We start from the raw sequence: 17,691 nt of genomic DNA on the forward strand, positions 1-17,691 counted from the left end.
TTATCTCTCAGTTATATGATGAAAATTTGTAATCACCGTTCTTAAAACCATCTACAGTGATAATTTCTTTGATTTTTCGCCCTGTGGGCGTTTTTACAATACAGACCACTACGTTAACGGCTTCAGCAATGAGTTGTTGCATTGGATTTGCTGACACTTCATTGATTAACTGTTCCATTCGAATTAATCCAGCTCTTGAATCATTCGCATGTACCGTTGCGATCCCTCCAGGGTGGCCCGTATTCCAAGCCTTGAGTAATGCTAGTGTTTCCCCCCCTCCCCGTACTTCACCAACTAGAATGCGATCAGGGCGCATTCGCATCGTTACTTTTAATAAGGCAAGCATACTTACATTAATGTTTGAGCGCATGACAACTGCATTTTCACTCTTACATTGAATTTCGTTAGTATCCTCAATAATAATCAATCGGTGATCAGGATGCCGAGTAGCTACTGAATCAATAATTGCATTAGTTAACGTGGTTTTACCTGTTCCAGTACCGCCTACAACCAATATGTTTTTACGTGAATCTACACAGTCAATAATTAGTTGTTTCTGAGATTCATCCATGATTCCATCACGAACATAATCATCTAAAGTGAAAATCTTTTTTGCTTTTTTACGGAGTGAAAAAGTAGGTTTTGCAACAATTGGAGGGATAACCCCTTCAAAACGACTTCCATCAATCGGCAATTCACATTCTAAAATAGGATTTTCACTGGTGATTGTTGTATCTAAAAGTTTGGCAATTGTATTCATCATTGAAATGGCGTTAGAGGGTGACATTTCCCCGAAAACTTCCATTTCTTTACCAATTCTTTCACACCATAAGCGACCATCGGGATTAAGCATTATTTCTACAACATCGTCTTGTTCCAGTAGATTTAAAATGCTTGTTCCCATTTCTCGCTTCAGTTTATCTAACACTCGTAAAGTATTAGCATCGGCTATAGTCATTTTTACCCTTTTGTAGTAATGCTTATTTGAAGTTTGTGGGAGTTAGTAGACTTGTCAGTTATAAATCTAAAAAGTCGATCTAAGCTGCTCCAAAAACGAGGTTGCTTTTTCGAAGTTACTAACAGAGATTCTCCATCTTTCCAATTCAATGAAATATAAACAGAAAACTTTCCTTCAATCGGTATGATCCTAATGTGAGTAATTGCATCATTTTCCAGGCTTTCGACAAGCATAGACTCACTTATAGTAGTATCAGTTAGTAACGGCATTCACCAAACCCTTAATGTTTATTAGACTTTTCTAATCAAAATTAGAAGTATCATTTCCTTTGTACGTAATTTAAAAAATCTCATGATGAAATTTAATTATTAACGATTGGTTTCATTAAATATGACTGAACAAAATGTATATTTTGATAGGTCGAAATATAAACATTAAATTGATTGATGAAAAGCTCTATTTACAAAAGATAACTTAACTTACAGTTAATTACAGATTGGCGAGATCTAGTGATCTAATAGTCAGTGTTTATACGGCCTAAGTGGTCTTTTTTTCATAATTATTTTTCTGATGATATGCTGTCTAAAATTAATTTGGATTAAGAGAAATGGCGGTATTGTTAAGAGAAATTGGAAAGCTATTAGCTGTACTAGATGAGTCGGTATGGATGGAAAACGCCAAAAAGGAAGTAAATGATATTGCTTCTTTTTGGAGTAATTACCAATATGCTTTTCAAGCCATTCTGAATAACAATATGTCTATTCCAGCTGATGAACATAAATCACGCAGAGTCAAGTCTGTACTGACCAAAAATAAGTTTTGGTCTTCAGGTCTTGAAGGTTTAAAATCTCTTTATAAAGAAAATCAATTATCTGTCCAGGATCTTCAGTTGTTAATGGATGGGTACAATGAAGAAGCGGAAAATATTTTTATGGCAAACGATTTTAACCGCTTTAAAACTTTATCAAATTTGTCAGCACAAGAGATTTCTGAAGTCATGAATATTAATAAAAACAGTGTTCTATCGTGGGTTGGTCATAAAAGAAATATGCCAAAGCAGGCTTATAATGATGCAAAAAGACTTTTTAAAAATTTTCGTTAACGAAAATATAGGGTTTAAAAGTAGGCTATGAAAAATAGTCTACATAAGTTTACAAAATTACAATGTAATACTTTATTGTAATCTTTTGGAATCTTATATATAATGAATCTATCAAGGCAAATATTAGTTTTTTTAACAAGTAGTAAAAACATTTGTCTTACTAATCAATTAATCTAATGATTTAAATCAAAAAAGGTAGCGAAAGCTACAGGAGCAAATATGGTAACTTTAGCAATAAGATCACCTGAAGAGTTAGCAGAGCTTAAAGGTTATAGCGTTCAGTTCGAGTCTAAGATTCAAACTTTAAACACTGATGATTGTCCTATCACGGGAATTTTTAAGCTCTTTTATGAGCAAAATGTGTTTAATGTTGCAAAGATTTCTGATGATTATACTGGCGGCCAATGGAAGCTTGATCAAGGTTTTTGGTTGTTAGATAGTGACCAATGCTTCATTGTGGGTAATCCAAATGCAATGCGTAATGAAAGTTTAGATGCTAAATCTTTCAGTATGTTTTGCTCAATAAGTGCATTAAATATCTTAGCCTGGCATTACCATAATAAGGGCTTTTCAAATTTAGCTAACTTAGCTATTTATGGCTATCACAGGGCTTATACTCAATTAGAGTTTGAGAATGATGTTAAGGTTGATGTAATTAGATCTCTATTAGACTAATTTTAAGTTGGGCCAGTTAAGCTGGCCCAGCAATAATTTTTAGGAGCAAATATGGCTGGCAAATCAATTTACCCGAACGCTATTACAAGTGAGCAGTGGGATGATCTACTGCCCTGCTTGGATTCTATGCTTGACCGTACTAAAACCTACTGTAAAGAGGTGTTAGTCAATGGAAAGTCTGTTGCAGAAGTTGCTAAGAAATATGATCTACAAAGACAAGTAGTAAATAAATCAGTTTCAAAAGTTTATGCTATTTTTTCTAAGAAAAATGCTGGTAAAAAGGATTGGGTAAAGCTTACTGTTTTTGTTCCTAAAAATGTCGCTCAAGAGATACTTGAAATAGAGAAACGGGAACATCAATCAATAGGATTGAATAAAACTATGTAATACTCTATTGCAATCATTTTAAATTAACTTAAAATCAAATTAAGGTAGCGAGAGCTATAATTGAGAGAAATTTATGGACATTAAAAATTCTAAAAATCCGACAGTGGCCCTAACAGTTGCAAACCAAAAGGGTGGTGTAGGTAAAACGGTTTTAGCAAGTAATGCAGCTATATATGCTGAAAAAGCATATCGTGTCGTGGTTATTGACTTAGATCCGCAAATGAACGCATCAAAAGTTTTTGCACGAAGAGGGTATAAAGAAAATTATACTTTTGATCTTTTTCAAAAAGAATTAGATTTTTCAGAAATCGGGCTTAATGATAACAATGCTATTTTTAAGGCTTCACCTGAGCTTTTAAATTTGCAAGATTTAGATCTAGACTTGTTTGCAAAAAACATTCAAAACTTGAAACAACATCATGAAAATTTATTTATAGTATTTGATACACCCCCTGTTGCTGGCGCGCTTCAAATTATCTCTTTAGTCTGTGGTGATTATCTAATTTCACCTATTGAAATGAAAGAGTTTTCAATTGATGGTGTTTCCCAAATCATTAATACTTTTCAGAATGTTAAAGAGCAGCATAACCCAGGACTAGAGTTTTTAGGTATGGTTGCAAGTCGTGTTAAGCGTGGTAGTCCATTGCAAGTAGAAATTTTAAGCTCATTAAAAGAAAACTATGGAAATATGCTTTTCAAGTCAGAAATCTATGAAAGACAAGTAATTGACGAAGCAGTAACAGATGGCAAGGCTGTTTGGGAGCTGTCTAAGTCAAAAGAAACAGGAAAGCTAATGAAGCAGTTGCTAAGTGAGGTTTTCGAGAAAATTGAGAAAATGCAGTAATTTTTGGAGTGAGAGATATGTCTAAAGAAAATAAGTCACAGCTAGGTAAATCAAGTACAGCTATCGCAAGCCTTGGTGGTATTAGTGGTGCTAACTTCGGTAATTTAGTTGGGAAAAAGGCTTCATCAAACGCCAAAAAAGAAAATCTTTTAATTAAACTAGATTTGATTGAAGAAGATCCATTAAACGTGCGTACCATTTTTAATGAATTGCAGCTTGAGCAACTAGCCGAATCTATAAAAGAAAATGGTGTTTTAACTCCAATTTCAGTACGTGAAAACCCTGATAAGCCTGGTCACTTCATTATAAATAATGGAGCAAGACGGTTTAGAGCTTCACAAATAGCCCAACAAGAAACGATTCCAGCGTTCATTGATAATGAGCATGATGAATTGAATCAAATGATTGATAATATTCAGCGTGAAGATTTATCAATTATTGAAATTGCAGAAAAAATAAGAAAACTATTAGCACCTGGTAATTTAACAAAGTCAGCTTTAGCTAAACGTGCTGGAAAACCGCCAGCTTGGGTATCAAAACATTTAAATGCTTTACAAATGCCACCCCGTTTAAGACTTTTATACGATTTAGGTCAGTGCAATGATTTGGAAGCCATTAATACCCTGGTGAATCGGTGGGAAAATCATAGTGCTGAGATTCAAAAATGGTTAGAAACTTTTGAAGGATCGAGCAAATTAATTACACAGGCAGGAGTGAGAAAGTTCTTTAAATCCTTAGATGAAAAACTAGAAAAAGAAAAAGAGGAAAAGGAAAAAAACTCAAAACAAATTGATATTGAGGAACAGATCCAGGCACAGATCCAAGCTGGCGGCCCTGTTGATGAAGAGCTTATCAACCAAGTTTATAATAAACCTGTTTTAACTCCATTGAGCCAGGTTGGAGAAGTTGAAGAAGCTGAAGCAATTTCTACCAATGAACAAGCATCGGTTAGCCCACAGTGCTTTAATGAGGATCTCAGTGTTCCAAAACCTACAGCAAATGAAAATGTTAATGTTTCAGAAGTTGAAGTAGATTTTTCTCAAGAGGACTCAACCATAGCTAAAGCTGAAAAAGTTTTATCTATCTTAAAAAATGTTGATGAACTTCAGCCAATATTAAAAGATGATGATCAGTATATTGCGCTTAAAATCTCTTTATTGAAGGGTACTGATGAAGAGAGTAAGAAACTACAGTCTAAGGCCGTGAGCAAGCTCTTAGGGCATCTAGGAGAGCTTCGCAAAGAGTTTCCTACCCTTGATTTAGATATTAGCTTCTAACTTTCGTTAACGAAAAGGACTGTTAAAAAATACAGTCCTTTTTTTTGTGTTGTATTGTAACCTTTTATTGTATCCTTTTATTATTAATAATATACTAATTTCACCCCCTGAAGATAGCGAGAGCTATAGGAGAATTGATATGAAAATTAAAGATTTAATTATTGGAATTTTTGCATTTCCAGTTTTACTCCCGATTATTATTATTGCTTCCATCCAGGATAAAAAAGCAATTGCCAAAGAAAGAGAGAATGATAAAGCTAATTCGGAAAATACTTTAACTAAGTCAAAGCCTGGTAAAGCTAGAACTTCATAAAAAAGTTATATTCAGCTAAATATTTTCAAGAAATTCTTTGATATAAGTAATGACATATATAAAGAATATTAGCTGCTTTAGAAATCTAATCCATGATTGTTAAGGAGTGAAAATGAATCACTTTTATTTTGGCGTTAATCCATATTTATGGCTTTTAATAGCATGTATTTTGTTTGCTATTTCAGTTTACCTTGTTTTGAAAAAAGTTATGAACAACAAGGTTAATCCTCAAGGCTGGCTATTGGTATCAGTAGCTATTTTTCTAGGTGCAATGTATAGCCAATATGCTTTTTACGATCTAGGCCGAAATATCTCAAAAAGTGATGCTAAGAAGATCCAGGTAGCATACCAGGAGAGCTTATTATCACCAGCTGGTTATGACTTTAGGGATGCACTAAGTAATTTGTTAGATGATAAAGGTATCATAGTGCCAGCAGAACTAAGCTATATTGGAACTGATATATATTCTAATTCTTTCACTAAAGAAGATTGGAATAAGTTAGCAAAAATTCATAAAAAAACTAATAAATATATGTGAATTAAAAAACAGAATATAAAAAAAAGGGATCAAAATTGATCCCTTTTTTTCATTTAAGTAGAAATATTCCAATATTCATAACAGTTAAACAAGCTAAGAAAATACAAACATAAGTTAAGTATGTAACTTGCTTTTCATGACTAATTTTTCCATTTTTCAAAATTGGGGATATTGAGTTTTTAACTTGAAGATCTAAAGCTGCTACTTCTTTTTGGAGTTTCTCAGTCTGAGCCTGGAAGATTTCTTTTACTTCAGATTCAATGTATCTACCAGCATGAGTTATAAGCTCTTCAGAGATCTTTTTAGCAGCATTAATAGATTGTACGTGTACTTGTTCAATTTGCCCTACACTTTCATTAAAAGCATTAACAGCATTCTTTGAAGCATAATCTAAACATAATTTATTAATGATTACTGCAACTAGAATTGGATCATCTTTTGAAACAAGAATATTATAATCTTTTGCTAAAGTTGAAACGATATAGTTTTGCAACTCTACTAAATCTTCGCTTTTAGGCTGTCCAGTTACTATCATATTTCACCTTTAGATGAATTGTCTAAGTTGATCATAAATAGATTTTTGCACAGTTTTAATTCTTTGGCGTTGCATTAAACCAAACTCTTTTCCTGATAAAATTTCATTGTAGGTTTTTTTAGCTTCCAGCATTTTTTTAACATCTTCACCAAAAGTTTCACGAGTTCTTTGTTCAACAAAAATTAATTGTTGGATGCGGTCTTGAAGTTGTTTATATAGTTTGAAAGATTCAAAACCCTTTCCATCCATTTCAATTTGACCATTATACTCATTCAACCAAACAATTAAATTAACATAATCAGGGATTCTTTCAGAGATTTGATGTAGGCCATTCAATGTATCTTGTAAGGATTGCCCACCCATAATGATAGTATGAAAGTTAATTTCTGCACCCATATCTTTGAAAATTTCAAAAACATTATTTTCTATAAAATATGCTAAAAGAGGAATAAAAGAAGAAGCACCGTTATCTATTACAACATCTTTTTCAGATTCAAAAATAAGCTCCATCATTTCATCAAATTTACGTGGATTAATGTTGTTATCCAAAAGTAAATCAATGTGTTTTACATTTAATTTTTCAAATGATGCAAATGTAGAGTTAACTGGATCAGTGTCAATATTAAGACTTTCCTTTTCACTATCTAGATAAAATTGCGCGATTTGAGTAGAAACGAAAGTTTTACCTACTCCACCTTTACCCTGAGCAATAATATTAATTGTACGTTTTTCCATTTGAATATCCTTCAATTAAATAAAATCTTTACCTTTGGTACTGTGATCATAACTAAAGCCTGGTTTACGCTTTGTCAGTTTTTCGAGATTTTTTTCAGCATTAGAAGATAGTTTATCACTATTTTCTGCTTGAGTTTTTTCGTTAACGAAATTTTCTTTTGTCGTACTATTTGGTTTTTCTGCTTTTTCGTTTTTGGAGTTAACAGCAATTATTTCAAGTTTTTGAATATTCCTAACGAAAGTAACATAGTGAATATTCTCATTTAAATTCGATATTAATTTATGAATCTCTTTAAGGGTATATCCCTTTTCATTCAACTCTTTGATCTGATCCGATGATTCAATGATGAATTTTCGGGCTTGAGAACGTCCAACCATATTAATTCCTTATTTTTTAGAATAGTGCAATTAAGCGCAATTAAGAGCTATTAAGTGCAATCAAGAGCTATTAAGTGCAATTATATGCAATTAAGCCTAAAAATGGCGGTTTTTTACAATATTTTATGAATTGAACTGCAATTATATGCAATTATATGCAATATATATAAAGGGTATTGAAGGCAAGATGTGTAATGTTATATAACACGGCAAGCCTTAGTTATCTAAATTACCCCCACTTATTCGCTATTCAGCTCAACGGGTCATCTTGTCCTACGGAGTAATTGGCATAGCCAAGTTTTTCTTTTTGGAGTTAAACCTAAAAAAATGGAAAATATTAATCCTGGTGAATCGGTGAAAAAACCGAAGAGAAAACGCCAAAGTGTAATACAGGTTGTAGTTACTAAAGAAGAGAAGGCACAAATTGAAAAAAATGCTGAGTTAGCAAAAATTTCTACTTCTCAATATTTAAGGGATCTTGGATTAGGTTATAAGCCTAAAAGTTTGGTTGATATTATGGTAATCCAGGAGGTCAGAAGTCTTAAATCTGATATGAATAAAGTTGGTGGTTTACTTAAACTTTTGCTATCGGGCCAAAAAGTTGATCCAAAAGAATTTAGATCTACTGTAAATGGATTGCTTTTAGATTTTTCAAGAAATCAAAATTCATTAGATATTTTAATTTCAAAAGTTAGATCAAAAATTAAATTTTAGGTTTTTACTATGATTGCAAAACGTGCAAAAAAAAGTGCGAATAGAAGTCTTAAAAGGACTTGTATGTATATTGCTGATCAAAAAAATTCAAATGAATTTGAGAAATCTATTCCAGGGCAGAAAGCAGAAAATATAAGACTGACTAACTTAAATTCTGAAAATCTATATGATGCTTTTTTAGAAATGGAAGAAACCCAGGCTTTAAATACTAGATCTAAGTCTGATAGAAACTATCATTTAATTGTTTCTTTTCCTGTTGGCGAGAAACCTACTGAGTCCGTATTAGTAGATATTGAAAATAATTTAGTTGAAAAAATTGGATTAGGAGAGCATCAAAGAATTTCTATTGTTCATAATGATACCGATCATTTTCATTTTCATGTATTGATTAATAAAATAAATCCTATTACACACAATAATATTGAGCCTTATTATGATCAAAAAGACTTAATGAAAGTGTGTGAAGAAATGGAGATAAAGCATGATTTGTTGAAAACCAATCATAAGACTACACAGAAAATAAAGTTAACCGAAAGTGAAATATTTAGAAATGAGGAAAGTTTGACTCATTTTTTAAAAGAAAATATTTCTAAATTTTCCAATTCTAAAGATTGGGATCAGTTACACAATAAAGTTAATGCTTTAGGTGTAATGTTAAAAAAACGCGGTGCTGGACTAATTTTTGAAGATAAAAATTTAAAGATTTCTGTTAAAGCATCATCTATTGCTAGAGAACTATCCCTTAAAAAACTTGAATCTTCTTTAGGTGTATTTGAGGGTGGAGAGAAAATATATGAACGAAGAGAACCAAATAACAGTAACGGAGATAGTAGAGGAAGAGGAAATAAGCCAGGAGGAAATGCTTCAGGTAATGCAGCAGGAACAGGAAGCAATGTCTTTATCGAGCAGCTCAAGCGGTTATATCAGTCCTACGATAGCGAATCTTCCAGTTTCTTCAAGACCGAGTCCCTCCACGATGTGCGAGAATTGTCCAGCATCATTATGGATGGTGACACCAAAGAGCCTAACTTGTTTCTGTCAACTAATGAGATTGAAAACGTACACGAGCGAAGAGCCAGAGATGATTCTAAAAGAGTGCGATGGAGTGGAAAAGGCTTATCAAATGATGGATCAGTAAAAGGGTATGATAAAAATCGGTTTATTAAGTCTAGTGTTTTATATGAAGAGTACAAAAAGGAAGTTAATCACTTTCACTCTTCAAGAAAAAAATTGTCTATTCAACAAAAAAATGAACAGGCACGTTTCAAGACTACTTTAAAAAACTGGTTAGAATCTGAAAAGAAATTAATTAAATTGAAAGGAGGATCTTTTCAAGATAGAAAATTAAGGTATCAAACACTTTCTTTAAAAGCTAAGTCTATGCGTGATAAATTTTATTCTAGACAAGCTAAAGAACGTGCAAATTTACCGAATAAGCCTTCCTGGAATGAATTTCTGAAAGCTAGTGTTTTAGCTAATAATCAGTATTCAGAAGCAGCTCTAAAAACTTTAAGAAACCAAAATAAAAATTTGGTTTCAAAAATGGAAAATGATTTTTCTAGTCAAAAATCAATTCTGAATAATTTTGATTCTAAAGTACGATTGAATGGAACTATTGCTTATAATTTGTCTAATAAGCCAGCTGTATTAGATCGTTCCAAAGATTTAAAAATTGAAAAACTCGATGAGAAAAGTGTTCTTTTAGCCTTAATGGTTGCCAAAGAAAAGTTTAATGATCGTCCTTTAAACATTAATGGATCTGATGAGTTCAAGAAAATGGTTGTTAAGGTTATCAATGATAATGGGTTAAATATTTCATTACGTGATAAAGAGCTAAATAGCCGTTTGATTAACCGCAGACCTGAAAATATTAGCCTTAAAGAAGATACGCAAAGTATTAAAAGTAAGAAGAGGTAGTTATCACAATGAAAGATTATGATTCAGTCAATAAACGAATGCCAAGATGGGCTGTATTTACTATTGGCTTCTCTATTTTAATCATAATGCTAATAGCGTTATCTTCTTGGGCTACTCAAGAAATGGCGAGGATATTTGGCTATCATAAGCAATTGGGAGAGCCGCTATTTGGTCGGATTTATAATCCCTTTAAGTTTTTACAATGGTATTTGCAGTATCAAGTACCAACAGGCCAGGGCCTAAGACCTTTATTAGATAAAGTGGTACTTAAAGTTTTAATGTTGGAAGGGCTGGCATTTTTAGTTGTTGTTATAACGTGCGGCTTTATTACGAACTCAAGACGTAAAAATGAAAATATTCATGGTTCAGCAAAATGGGCTGAAGAGTCTGAATTGCAGCAAATGGGGCTTGCACCACCAAAAGGCAAAAAGGGCGAGGGTGTAATAGTTGGTGGATTCAGAAATAAAAAAGGACAATTACAGTATCTAAAACATGATGGGCCTGAACACGTTATTGGAATTGCACCTACTCGAAGTGGTAAGGGCGTTGGGTTAGTAGTTCCTACTTTATTATCATGGAAGCATTCCGCAATCATTAGTGATATGAAAGGGGAATTATGGTTAATGACTTCAGGCTGGCGCAGTAAGTATGCAAATAATATCTGTATTAAGTTTGACCCAGCAGCTACAGAAGGGAGTGCATCTTTCAATCCTTTAGGTGAGATCCGCTTAGGCACAAAATATGAAATTAGTGATACTCAAAATATGGTAACGATTCTAGTTGATCCTGAAGGTAAGGGGTTAGAGGATCACTGGTCTAAAACTTCTCATTCATTATTAACAGCCGTAGTTTTATATACTTTACATCACGTTAAAGAAAAGACTTTACAGATCGAAGATAAGAAAGAGAAGTACCGTATAGCTAGCCTGGGTGATGTTGCACATACCTTATCTAATCCTGATCAACCGCTTGATGATTTATGGAATGCCATGCTTTATCAAACCTATGGGAGAGATAGGAATGATCAACCATGTACGCATCCAGTTATGGCCGCAGTTGCTAAAGATATGCAAAATACGCCTGAAGATGAACGTGGATCAACAATTTCTACAGCTCGATCATTCTTAACCCTTTATCGAGATCCAATTGTAGAAGCAAATACTTCAGAAACGGATTTCACAGTGGGCGATTTGATGGATCATGAAAATCCAGTTTCCCTTTACCTTGTGGTAAGACCAGGCGATAAAGACCGTTTAAAGCCGCTAATTAGATTGATGCTTACTTTGATCTTGCGCGTACTTGTAAAAGATGGAATGGAACTAGACGAAAGCGGTTCTGCTAAAGCGGCTCATAAACATCGTTTGTTAATGATGCTAGATGAGTTTCCAGGTTTTGGACGTTTGAAGGTTTTTGAAGATACATTACCTTATATTGCTGGTTATGGGATTAAGGCTTACTTAATTGCACAGGATATTGAACAATTACGAGCTAGTGATGCGTATGGTCGGGAAGAAACCATTTCTGCAAACTGCCATGTCCGTGTCGTTTACGCTCCAAACAAGATTGAAACAGCTGATTGGATTTCTAAACTGTCGGGAACTAAAACAGGACATGAAGAGCAAATTTCTACAAGTGGCGCACGTTTTGGCGCAGTAACTGGTCATGTTAATAAGTCTATTCATGCGTTCGCTAGACCCTTACTAACGCCTGATGAAGTATTACGCTTGAAAGCTCCTAAGAAAAGTACAGATGGTAAAAAAATTGTCGAGTCAGGAGATATGCTTGTATTTGTTGCAGGTAACAATCCTGTTTACGGTGAACAATCATTATTCTTTTTAGACGAGGTTTTTGTAGATCGTTCAAAAGTAAAAGCACTTAATGAATCTCAAGTTGTTAGAAAGCGTTTATTGATTAAGTCTGAAAATCGTAGTGATCAATCTCAAGTTAAGGATTTTTCTTTAGGTAGTAAATTGACAAGAAATAAGGGATCTGAAGCAGGACTAGAATTTTAATGAAACTAACCGCTAATAAACTCCAAAAAAAGATAGTTGTTGCTACTGTTATCTTTCTTACGTTGGTTATGACTCTATTTATGAGTCGTATATTAATATTCAATCTAACAGATAGTTTGCCATTAGGTTTATGGAAAAGAACATCATTAAGTCTTGAACGTGGTGGAGTTGTGGGCTTTTGCCCCACTCTATCGGATCAATTAAAAAGTGATTATCGCCTTCAGGCTAGCAAGAATGGCTTAATGCGTATTTGTGATGAAAATATTCAAATGATGATGAAACCAATCGTTGCCGTACCTGGTGATAAGGTTGAAATTAAAGATAACAAAATTTTCGTTAACGAAAAGTTTGTGGTTGAGAGATTAGAAAAAGATGGTTATGGCAAATCAATAGAATCTGTTAAGCCAGGAATTTATAATGTTACTGAAGGTGAATATTGGATGATTTCAACTTATAATAAGGGCAGCTTCGATAGCCGTTATTTTGGTGCAGTTAAAGCCGAAAATTTAAAATATTCGCTTGTACCTCTATTTGTAAATAAATCTAAAAAATTTTGTTGGAATAGCCAGCAATATAAATGTCTATAGGTGGATCTATGTCTAAATCTTTTACAAGCCGTATGGCTGTTAAAAAGGGTGCATTACGCTTATTAACTGCATCCATTGGAGCAACAGCTCTTAGTGTTTTTTCTATTAATGTCTATGCTGTTCCGTATGAGGAATTGATTCAAAAGCATTCTTTAGCAAACGGAATTGATCCTAATCTAACCATAGCAGTAATCACAAGAGAAAGTGCTTTTAAGCCTACAGCTCGATCACATAAAAACGCTCAAGGTTTAATGCAAGTCCTTCCTGGTACAGCAAAGTTTATGGGTGTGAATCCAAGTAACCTTTATGATCCTGAGCAGAATATTATTGCTGGTACAAAGTACCTGGCATATTTGAGCAGAATTTTTAACGGTGATCTTACTAAAGTGCTAGCTGGCTATAATGCTGGTCATGGGGCCGTTATGAAATACAACGGTATTCCTCCCTATAAAGAAACTCAAAACTATGTACGTTTCGTTTCAAATCGCTATTTAGCTTTAAGTGAAGGGGAATCTTCAGGTTATAGTTATCAGGCGGCAAGTTACCAGCCAGTAAGTTATAAACCCGTGAACTATAACGCTAACTCAAATTTTCAAAAACCAAAGATGAATGACTCAGAGCAACAGCTTTATAACTCACTCAATAACGGCACAACAATTTTTGTCCGTAATTATTAACTAGGAGATCAATATGGAAAATAAACCCCAAGAAGAGATCCAAGATCTTGATGATATAAAAATTGAAGTAATAACCGATGATTTATCTTTATTAGGTGTGCCTGGTGTAATGGTCGAGGTAGATCCTGAAACAGCTGATTCATTCGGTGCATCTTACACGCCTGAAGATGAACTAAAAATCATGTTCGATGAGGGAGATTAATAATGAAAAAGGAATATGTTCAAGACATTGCAGATCGTCTAATAGAGCAAATTAAATCGAATACTGCCCCGTGGCAAAAGCCCTGGGAAGCAGGGAAAAGCATTGATGTACTTCCAATAAACTTAAATACTGGCAACCCTTATAGAGGTATGAACTTAGTTAATCTAATGTCAGTAGCAGAAGCAAAAGGCTTTACTGATAACCGTTGGATTACCTATAAAGGAGCAGAAAAACTAGGCGCACAAGTTAGAAAGGGGGAAAAGTCAACTTCAGTCCATTATTGGAAATTTAGTGAAGAAGTCGCTCTAAAAGATGAGGATGGTAAGCCAGTATTAGATAAAGATGGTAAGCAAGTAACTGTTCAAATGAAGTTAGATAAGCCGCGTGTGTTCTTTGCTAATGTTTTTAATGCAGAACAGGTCGAAGGCTTACCACCAAAAGAGCAAGTTATTAAGCCTTTAGAAGAATGGCAGCGGCATAAACGAGCAGAAGAGATCCTGGAAGCGTCAGGCGTAAGAATTAGGCATAAACCTGGTGACTCTGCATATTACAGACCCAGTACAGATGAGATCACATTACCAATTAAAGAACAGTTTCCAACAGCCGATAATTATTATGCAACAGCTTTACACGAGCTTGGTCATGCCACAGGTCATCCCTCAAGATTAAATCGTGATTTAAGTGGTGGCTTTGGTAGTGTGAATTATGCAAAGGAAGAGCTGAGAGCTGAAATGGCTTCTCTATTTATTGGTCAAGAGCTGCAAATTGGACATGATCCAGGTCAGCATATTGCTTATCTGAAGAGTTGGGTGAAGGTGTTAGAGGATGATCCAAAGGAAATATTTCGAGCAGCTAGAGATGCAGATTTAATTAGCTCATATCTTTTAGATTTATCCCAAGAGCAGAAAATAGAAAACACTCAAACCAGTGATCAAGATATTGAAGAGATCAAACAAGTATTTTTATTACGTCAACAAAATACAGATTTAGACCAATCAGTTAAAACCCTAAATAAGATGGGTAAAAAAGCTGGTTTTACTTTGGCGTTAAAACCAAGCGGTGAAGAATTAAGAGCGCACTTTCTGAAAAACAGTGAAGCTATAGATCCGTATGTTCATATTCATAAAGATGGCTCTATAGGGCTTATAAGCAACATTGATTCCCCTATGGTTATGTTGGGTAGACCTGAAGCTGTATTAGCTGTTACGAGTGCTATAAACCCATTCCGTGATGCTGTTACCATATCAAGTGAAGCTAAAAATTTTATTAAGAGAGTTCAAGAGGAAGAGTTAAAACTTCAAACAAGTGATTTTTCTGAAAACTTTAAAAATCTTCAAGCTGAACTTGAAAAGCAATTTAAAGATAATGGAATTTCATCTTTAGTTGAGCTTAAAAAAAATGGCAATCAAGAAAGCTTAAAAGTTTCCTATGTAGGTGAAGCTAATAATTTGCATCACTATTCAAGTGTTATTAATGAGAAAGGATTCTTATCAATTGCCTATAACGGTGTTGATTCTCCTAGTTCTAATACTGGATCTGTAAGTAAACATTTAGGCGATATTACTGATGCTAGTTTTGCCTATGATGATCTATCTGTTAACAGCCAATCTCATTCTGAAGAGGTTATTTCACGCCTTAGATCTTATAAAGAAAATGGATTAGGGGATTCACCACAAACCACATGGCTTAACCTGAGTAAAGTTGCTCAGGAAAATGGCTTCTTTGCACGTATATCAGATAATATTCTGCCAACCCATATAGGTGAAGAAGAGCGAGAATTACAGCCAAAATTCATTATTAATTATGCGGATCAAGAGCAAATTAATATGGATGTTAACACTCTGATTTTTGAAAATGGTAAGGCTGTTACTCTTCAGAAAAATGAAGAATATGAAGCGATTCAGGTTACTAGCGACCCCTTAACTCAAGCAAAAAATTTACTAACTCTTGTTAATGCGGAGTTAAACATGAACGCCAAAAGTAAAAATACAGAGAAAACTTATATTGACGTAGGTTTTGGTGATAAAGAGGAAGCAAAACAGTTAGGTGCAAAATGGGATGGAAAAGCTAAGTCATGGTATGTGCCATCTGGCGCAGATCTGACACCTTTTGAAAAATGGAAAGTGATTACACCTGAAGAGTCACAGAAAGAGCAAGTTAGTAAGCGTAATTTTATTAATGTACCTGTAGAGGAAAAAGACGAAGCTAAACAATTGGGTGCAAGATGGGATCGAGTTCAAAAATCTTGGTATATACCTGATGGTTTAGATAGTAAGCTTTTTGATAAGTGGTTAGAAGAAAAAGAGGAGATTCAGCAATCACCTGTTCCAGCTCAAATAGATTTAGATAATGTTGCACCAGCAATGAAAGACCTTATTAAAAATGTAGAGCAACAGGAAGAAGTTATAGAGCGAACTGAAAAAACATATTTAGCTGTGCCTTATGTTGAAAAAGATGAAGCTAAACAATTGGGCGCAAAATTTGATAATGATGCAAAGGCTTGGTATGTGCCAGCAGGCGTTGAAAATGCACCTTTTGAAAAATGGCTTCCACATAATCAGCATCAAATTGATTTGCCTGATACTTCAAAAAGTATTCGGCCTGAAGATGAATTTAAGGCAGCTTTAATGCAAGCTGGCTTGATGGTGCAAGGAGATCCTATCATGGATGGAAAAATGCACCGTGTACCAGTGGAGGGCGATAGAAAAGGTCAGTTTAGTGGCTCTTACAAGGGATTCTCTGATGGTCGTCCAGCTGGCTATATTCGCAACTTTAAAACAGGCTTAGAGGAAAAATGGAAGTCTAATAGTGTTTCATTTAATGTTGTTGATACTGCAAGAATGCGAGCAGAAGCAGCACAAAATCGCGCTAATAATGAAAAACGCCTAGAAATGCTTTATGAGAAAACAGCACAACAGGCTCAAATGGTTTATAGCGTTGCTGAAGTTGCACAACAGCACTCTTATTTAGATAAAAAAGGGATTGGAATTAACCAAGTTATTAAACTTGTACCCGATCCTGAAGATTTACCGCCTGGCTGTGAAGTTAAAATAGCTAAAACATGGCAAGAAGCGAAACAATGGCGTGAAGATAATGCGACTAAGGGAATTAAGGAAACGATCCTCACAAAAGGAGATCTATTAGTACCTGGTTACAATGCCGAGGGTAAGCTGATGATGCTCCAAACTATTAACGCTACTGGCTTCAAAGGGTATATGAAAGATGCTAAAAAAAGTGGAAGTTTTGCTGCTTTTGGTGAGCTGCAAAATGGGAAACCTTTTTTAATAGCAGAAGGGGTAGCTACCGCTATAACTTTGCATGAACAAACGAAACAGCCAGTCGTTGCAGCCTTCGATAGCGGCAATCTACTAAATGTTGCAAGAGAGTTAAGGGAGAAATACCAGGAGAGTAAAATTTACCTAGCTTCAGATAATGATCATATTTCTGAAGCTAAAAATCGTGAAATGGGTAAAAATGGAATACTAAATCCTGGTGTGGAATATGCTCTTCAGGCCGCTAATGAAATTCAGGGCTTTGTTTTAACTCCACGTTTTGCTAAAAATGATCCTGGCACTGATTGGAATGATTTATTTCAAAATCAGGGCAGGGAGCAGTTTCATGAACAAATGAAGTCTGAATTATCTAAGGCAAAAGTTTTAGAACAAACAGCACAGATTGCCGAAAACAAACTAACTCAACATACTGAGATCAGTAGGAAACTTGAGGATCAAAAAGTAATTGATCGGAAACAAGACCAAAGAGAATCAGTTAAGATGAAGCGTTAAATAAAAAAAGCCCTCATTTGAGGGCTTTTTTATTTATGAAGTTTTTTATATTCCA

At 34.4% G+C, this 17,691-nt stretch carries 18 protein-coding genes; 14 read left to right on the forward strand and 4 right to left on the reverse strand.

Translation table 11 applies throughout. The features are described 5' to 3' along the window. Nucleotides 1-7 precede the first annotated feature (7 nt). Nucleotides 8-958: a P-type conjugative transfer ATPase TrbB gene (gene trbB / locus ACE01R_RS15170; RefSeq protein WP_004282008.1), complete on the reverse strand. Its 951-nt coding sequence runs from the start codon at nt 956-958 to the stop codon at nt 8-10. 607 nt (nt 959-1,565) lie between these two features. Here trbB and ACE01R_RS15175 point away from each other — a divergent pair. The 7 genes from ACE01R_RS15175 (at nt 1,566) to ACE01R_RS15205 (ending at nt 6,094) form a co-directional block, all read left to right on the forward strand. Further along, a complete protein-coding gene (locus ACE01R_RS15175) occupies nt 1,566-2,060 on the forward strand; it encodes a hypothetical protein (RefSeq protein ID WP_395552318.1) in 495 nt (164 codons plus the stop codon). Between the two features lie 219 nt (nt 2,061-2,279). Next, nucleotides 2,280-2,735: a hypothetical protein gene (locus ACE01R_RS15180; RefSeq protein ID WP_159373008.1), complete on the forward strand. Its 456-nt coding sequence runs from the start codon at nt 2,280-2,282 to the stop codon at nt 2,733-2,735. Nucleotides 2,736-2,786: 51 nt separating this feature from the next. Next, nucleotides 2,787-3,122 (forward strand): TrfB-related DNA-binding protein, encoded by a 336-nt coding sequence (locus ACE01R_RS15185; RefSeq protein ID WP_159373009.1) that lies wholly within the window; start codon nt 2,787-2,789, stop codon nt 3,120-3,122. A gap of 73 nt (nt 3,123-3,195) precedes the next feature. Continuing rightward, nucleotides 3,196-3,966, forward strand: coding sequence for a ParA family protein (locus ACE01R_RS15190; RefSeq protein WP_004282011.1), 771 nt, complete (start codon nt 3,196-3,198; stop codon nt 3,964-3,966). A gap of 17 nt (nt 3,967-3,983) precedes the next feature. After that, a complete protein-coding gene (locus ACE01R_RS15195; protein ID WP_159373010.1) occupies nt 3,984-5,243 on the forward strand; it encodes a ParB/RepB/Spo0J family partition protein in 1,260 nt (419 codons plus the stop codon). Between the two features lie 139 nt (nt 5,244-5,382). Next, entirely contained in the window at nt 5,383-5,556 is a 174-nt protein-coding gene (locus tag ACE01R_RS15200; RefSeq protein WP_000692790.1) for a hypothetical protein, read from the forward strand. A gap of 112 nt (nt 5,557-5,668) precedes the next feature. Then, entirely contained in the window at nt 5,669-6,094 is a 426-nt protein-coding gene (locus tag ACE01R_RS15205) for a hypothetical protein (protein WP_001015365.1), read from the forward strand. Nucleotides 6,095-6,143: 49 nt separating this feature from the next. Here the strand turns inward: ACE01R_RS15205 and ACE01R_RS15210 are convergent, their stop codons facing one another. From ACE01R_RS15210 to ACE01R_RS15220, 3 genes are read right to left on the reverse strand one after another with little or no spacing between them, the layout of a single operon-like run. Further along, nucleotides 6,144-6,629 carry a hypothetical protein gene (locus ACE01R_RS15210; RefSeq protein WP_395552326.1) on the reverse strand — a complete coding sequence of 162 codons (486 nt, stop codon included), beginning with the start codon at nt 6,627-6,629 and terminating at the stop codon, nt 6,144-6,146. Nucleotides 6,630-6,638: 9 nt separating this feature from the next. Next, nucleotides 6,639-7,364 carry an ArsA-related P-loop ATPase gene (locus tag ACE01R_RS15215; protein WP_159373012.1) on the reverse strand — a complete coding sequence of 242 codons (726 nt, stop codon included), beginning with the start codon at nt 7,362-7,364 and terminating at the stop codon, nt 6,639-6,641. Between the two features lie 15 nt (nt 7,365-7,379). Beyond that, a complete protein-coding gene (locus ACE01R_RS15220; protein ID WP_064534759.1) occupies nt 7,380-7,742 on the reverse strand; it encodes a hypothetical protein in 363 nt (120 codons plus the stop codon). A 327-nt stretch (nt 7,743-8,069) separates the two neighbouring features. Between ACE01R_RS15220 and ACE01R_RS15225 the strand changes: the two genes are divergently transcribed. The 7 genes from ACE01R_RS15225 to ACE01R_RS15255 are packed head-to-tail and all read left to right on the forward strand — an operon-like array spanning nt 8,070 to nt 17,636. Further along, complete coding sequence (locus tag ACE01R_RS15225; protein WP_159373014.1) at nt 8,070-8,456, forward strand: plasmid mobilization protein; 387 nt, start codon at nt 8,070-8,072, stop codon at nt 8,454-8,456. A gap of 9 nt (nt 8,457-8,465) precedes the next feature. After that, complete coding sequence (gene traI, locus ACE01R_RS15230) at nt 8,466-10,373, forward strand: TraI/MobA(P) family conjugative relaxase (protein WP_159373015.1); 1,908 nt, start codon at nt 8,466-8,468, stop codon at nt 10,371-10,373. Nucleotides 10,374-10,381: 8 nt separating this feature from the next. After that, complete coding sequence (locus ACE01R_RS15235; protein WP_212749250.1) at nt 10,382-12,385, forward strand: type IV secretory system conjugative DNA transfer family protein; 2,004 nt, start codon at nt 10,382-10,384, stop codon at nt 12,383-12,385. Continuing rightward, on the forward strand, nt 12,385-12,972 hold the full coding sequence (gene lepB / locus ACE01R_RS15240) for a signal peptidase I (protein WP_395552341.1): 588 nt from the start codon (nt 12,385-12,387) through the stop codon (nt 12,970-12,972). The genes ACE01R_RS15235 and lepB overlap by 1 nt, the downstream gene beginning before the upstream one ends. Nucleotides 12,973-12,980: 8 nt before the next feature. Beyond that, nucleotides 12,981-13,649: a lytic transglycosylase domain-containing protein gene (locus ACE01R_RS15245; protein WP_228128556.1), complete on the forward strand. Its 669-nt coding sequence runs from the start codon at nt 12,981-12,983 to the stop codon at nt 13,647-13,649. Between the two features lie 13 nt (nt 13,650-13,662). Continuing rightward, nucleotides 13,663-13,851, forward strand: coding sequence for a hypothetical protein (locus ACE01R_RS15250; RefSeq protein ID WP_004282023.1), 189 nt, complete (start codon nt 13,663-13,665; stop codon nt 13,849-13,851). A 2-nt stretch (nt 13,852-13,853) separates the two neighbouring features. Then, nucleotides 13,854-17,636 (forward strand): DUF5710 domain-containing protein, encoded by a 3,783-nt coding sequence (locus tag ACE01R_RS15255; protein ID WP_395552342.1) that lies wholly within the window; start codon nt 13,854-13,856, stop codon nt 17,634-17,636. Nucleotides 17,637-17,691: the final 55 nt, after the last annotated feature.

Origin of the sequence: Acinetobacter sp. BSP-28 (assembly GCF_044130285.1) — a bacterium.
Taxonomy (GTDB): domain Bacteria; phylum Pseudomonadota; class Gammaproteobacteria; order Pseudomonadales; family Moraxellaceae; genus Acinetobacter.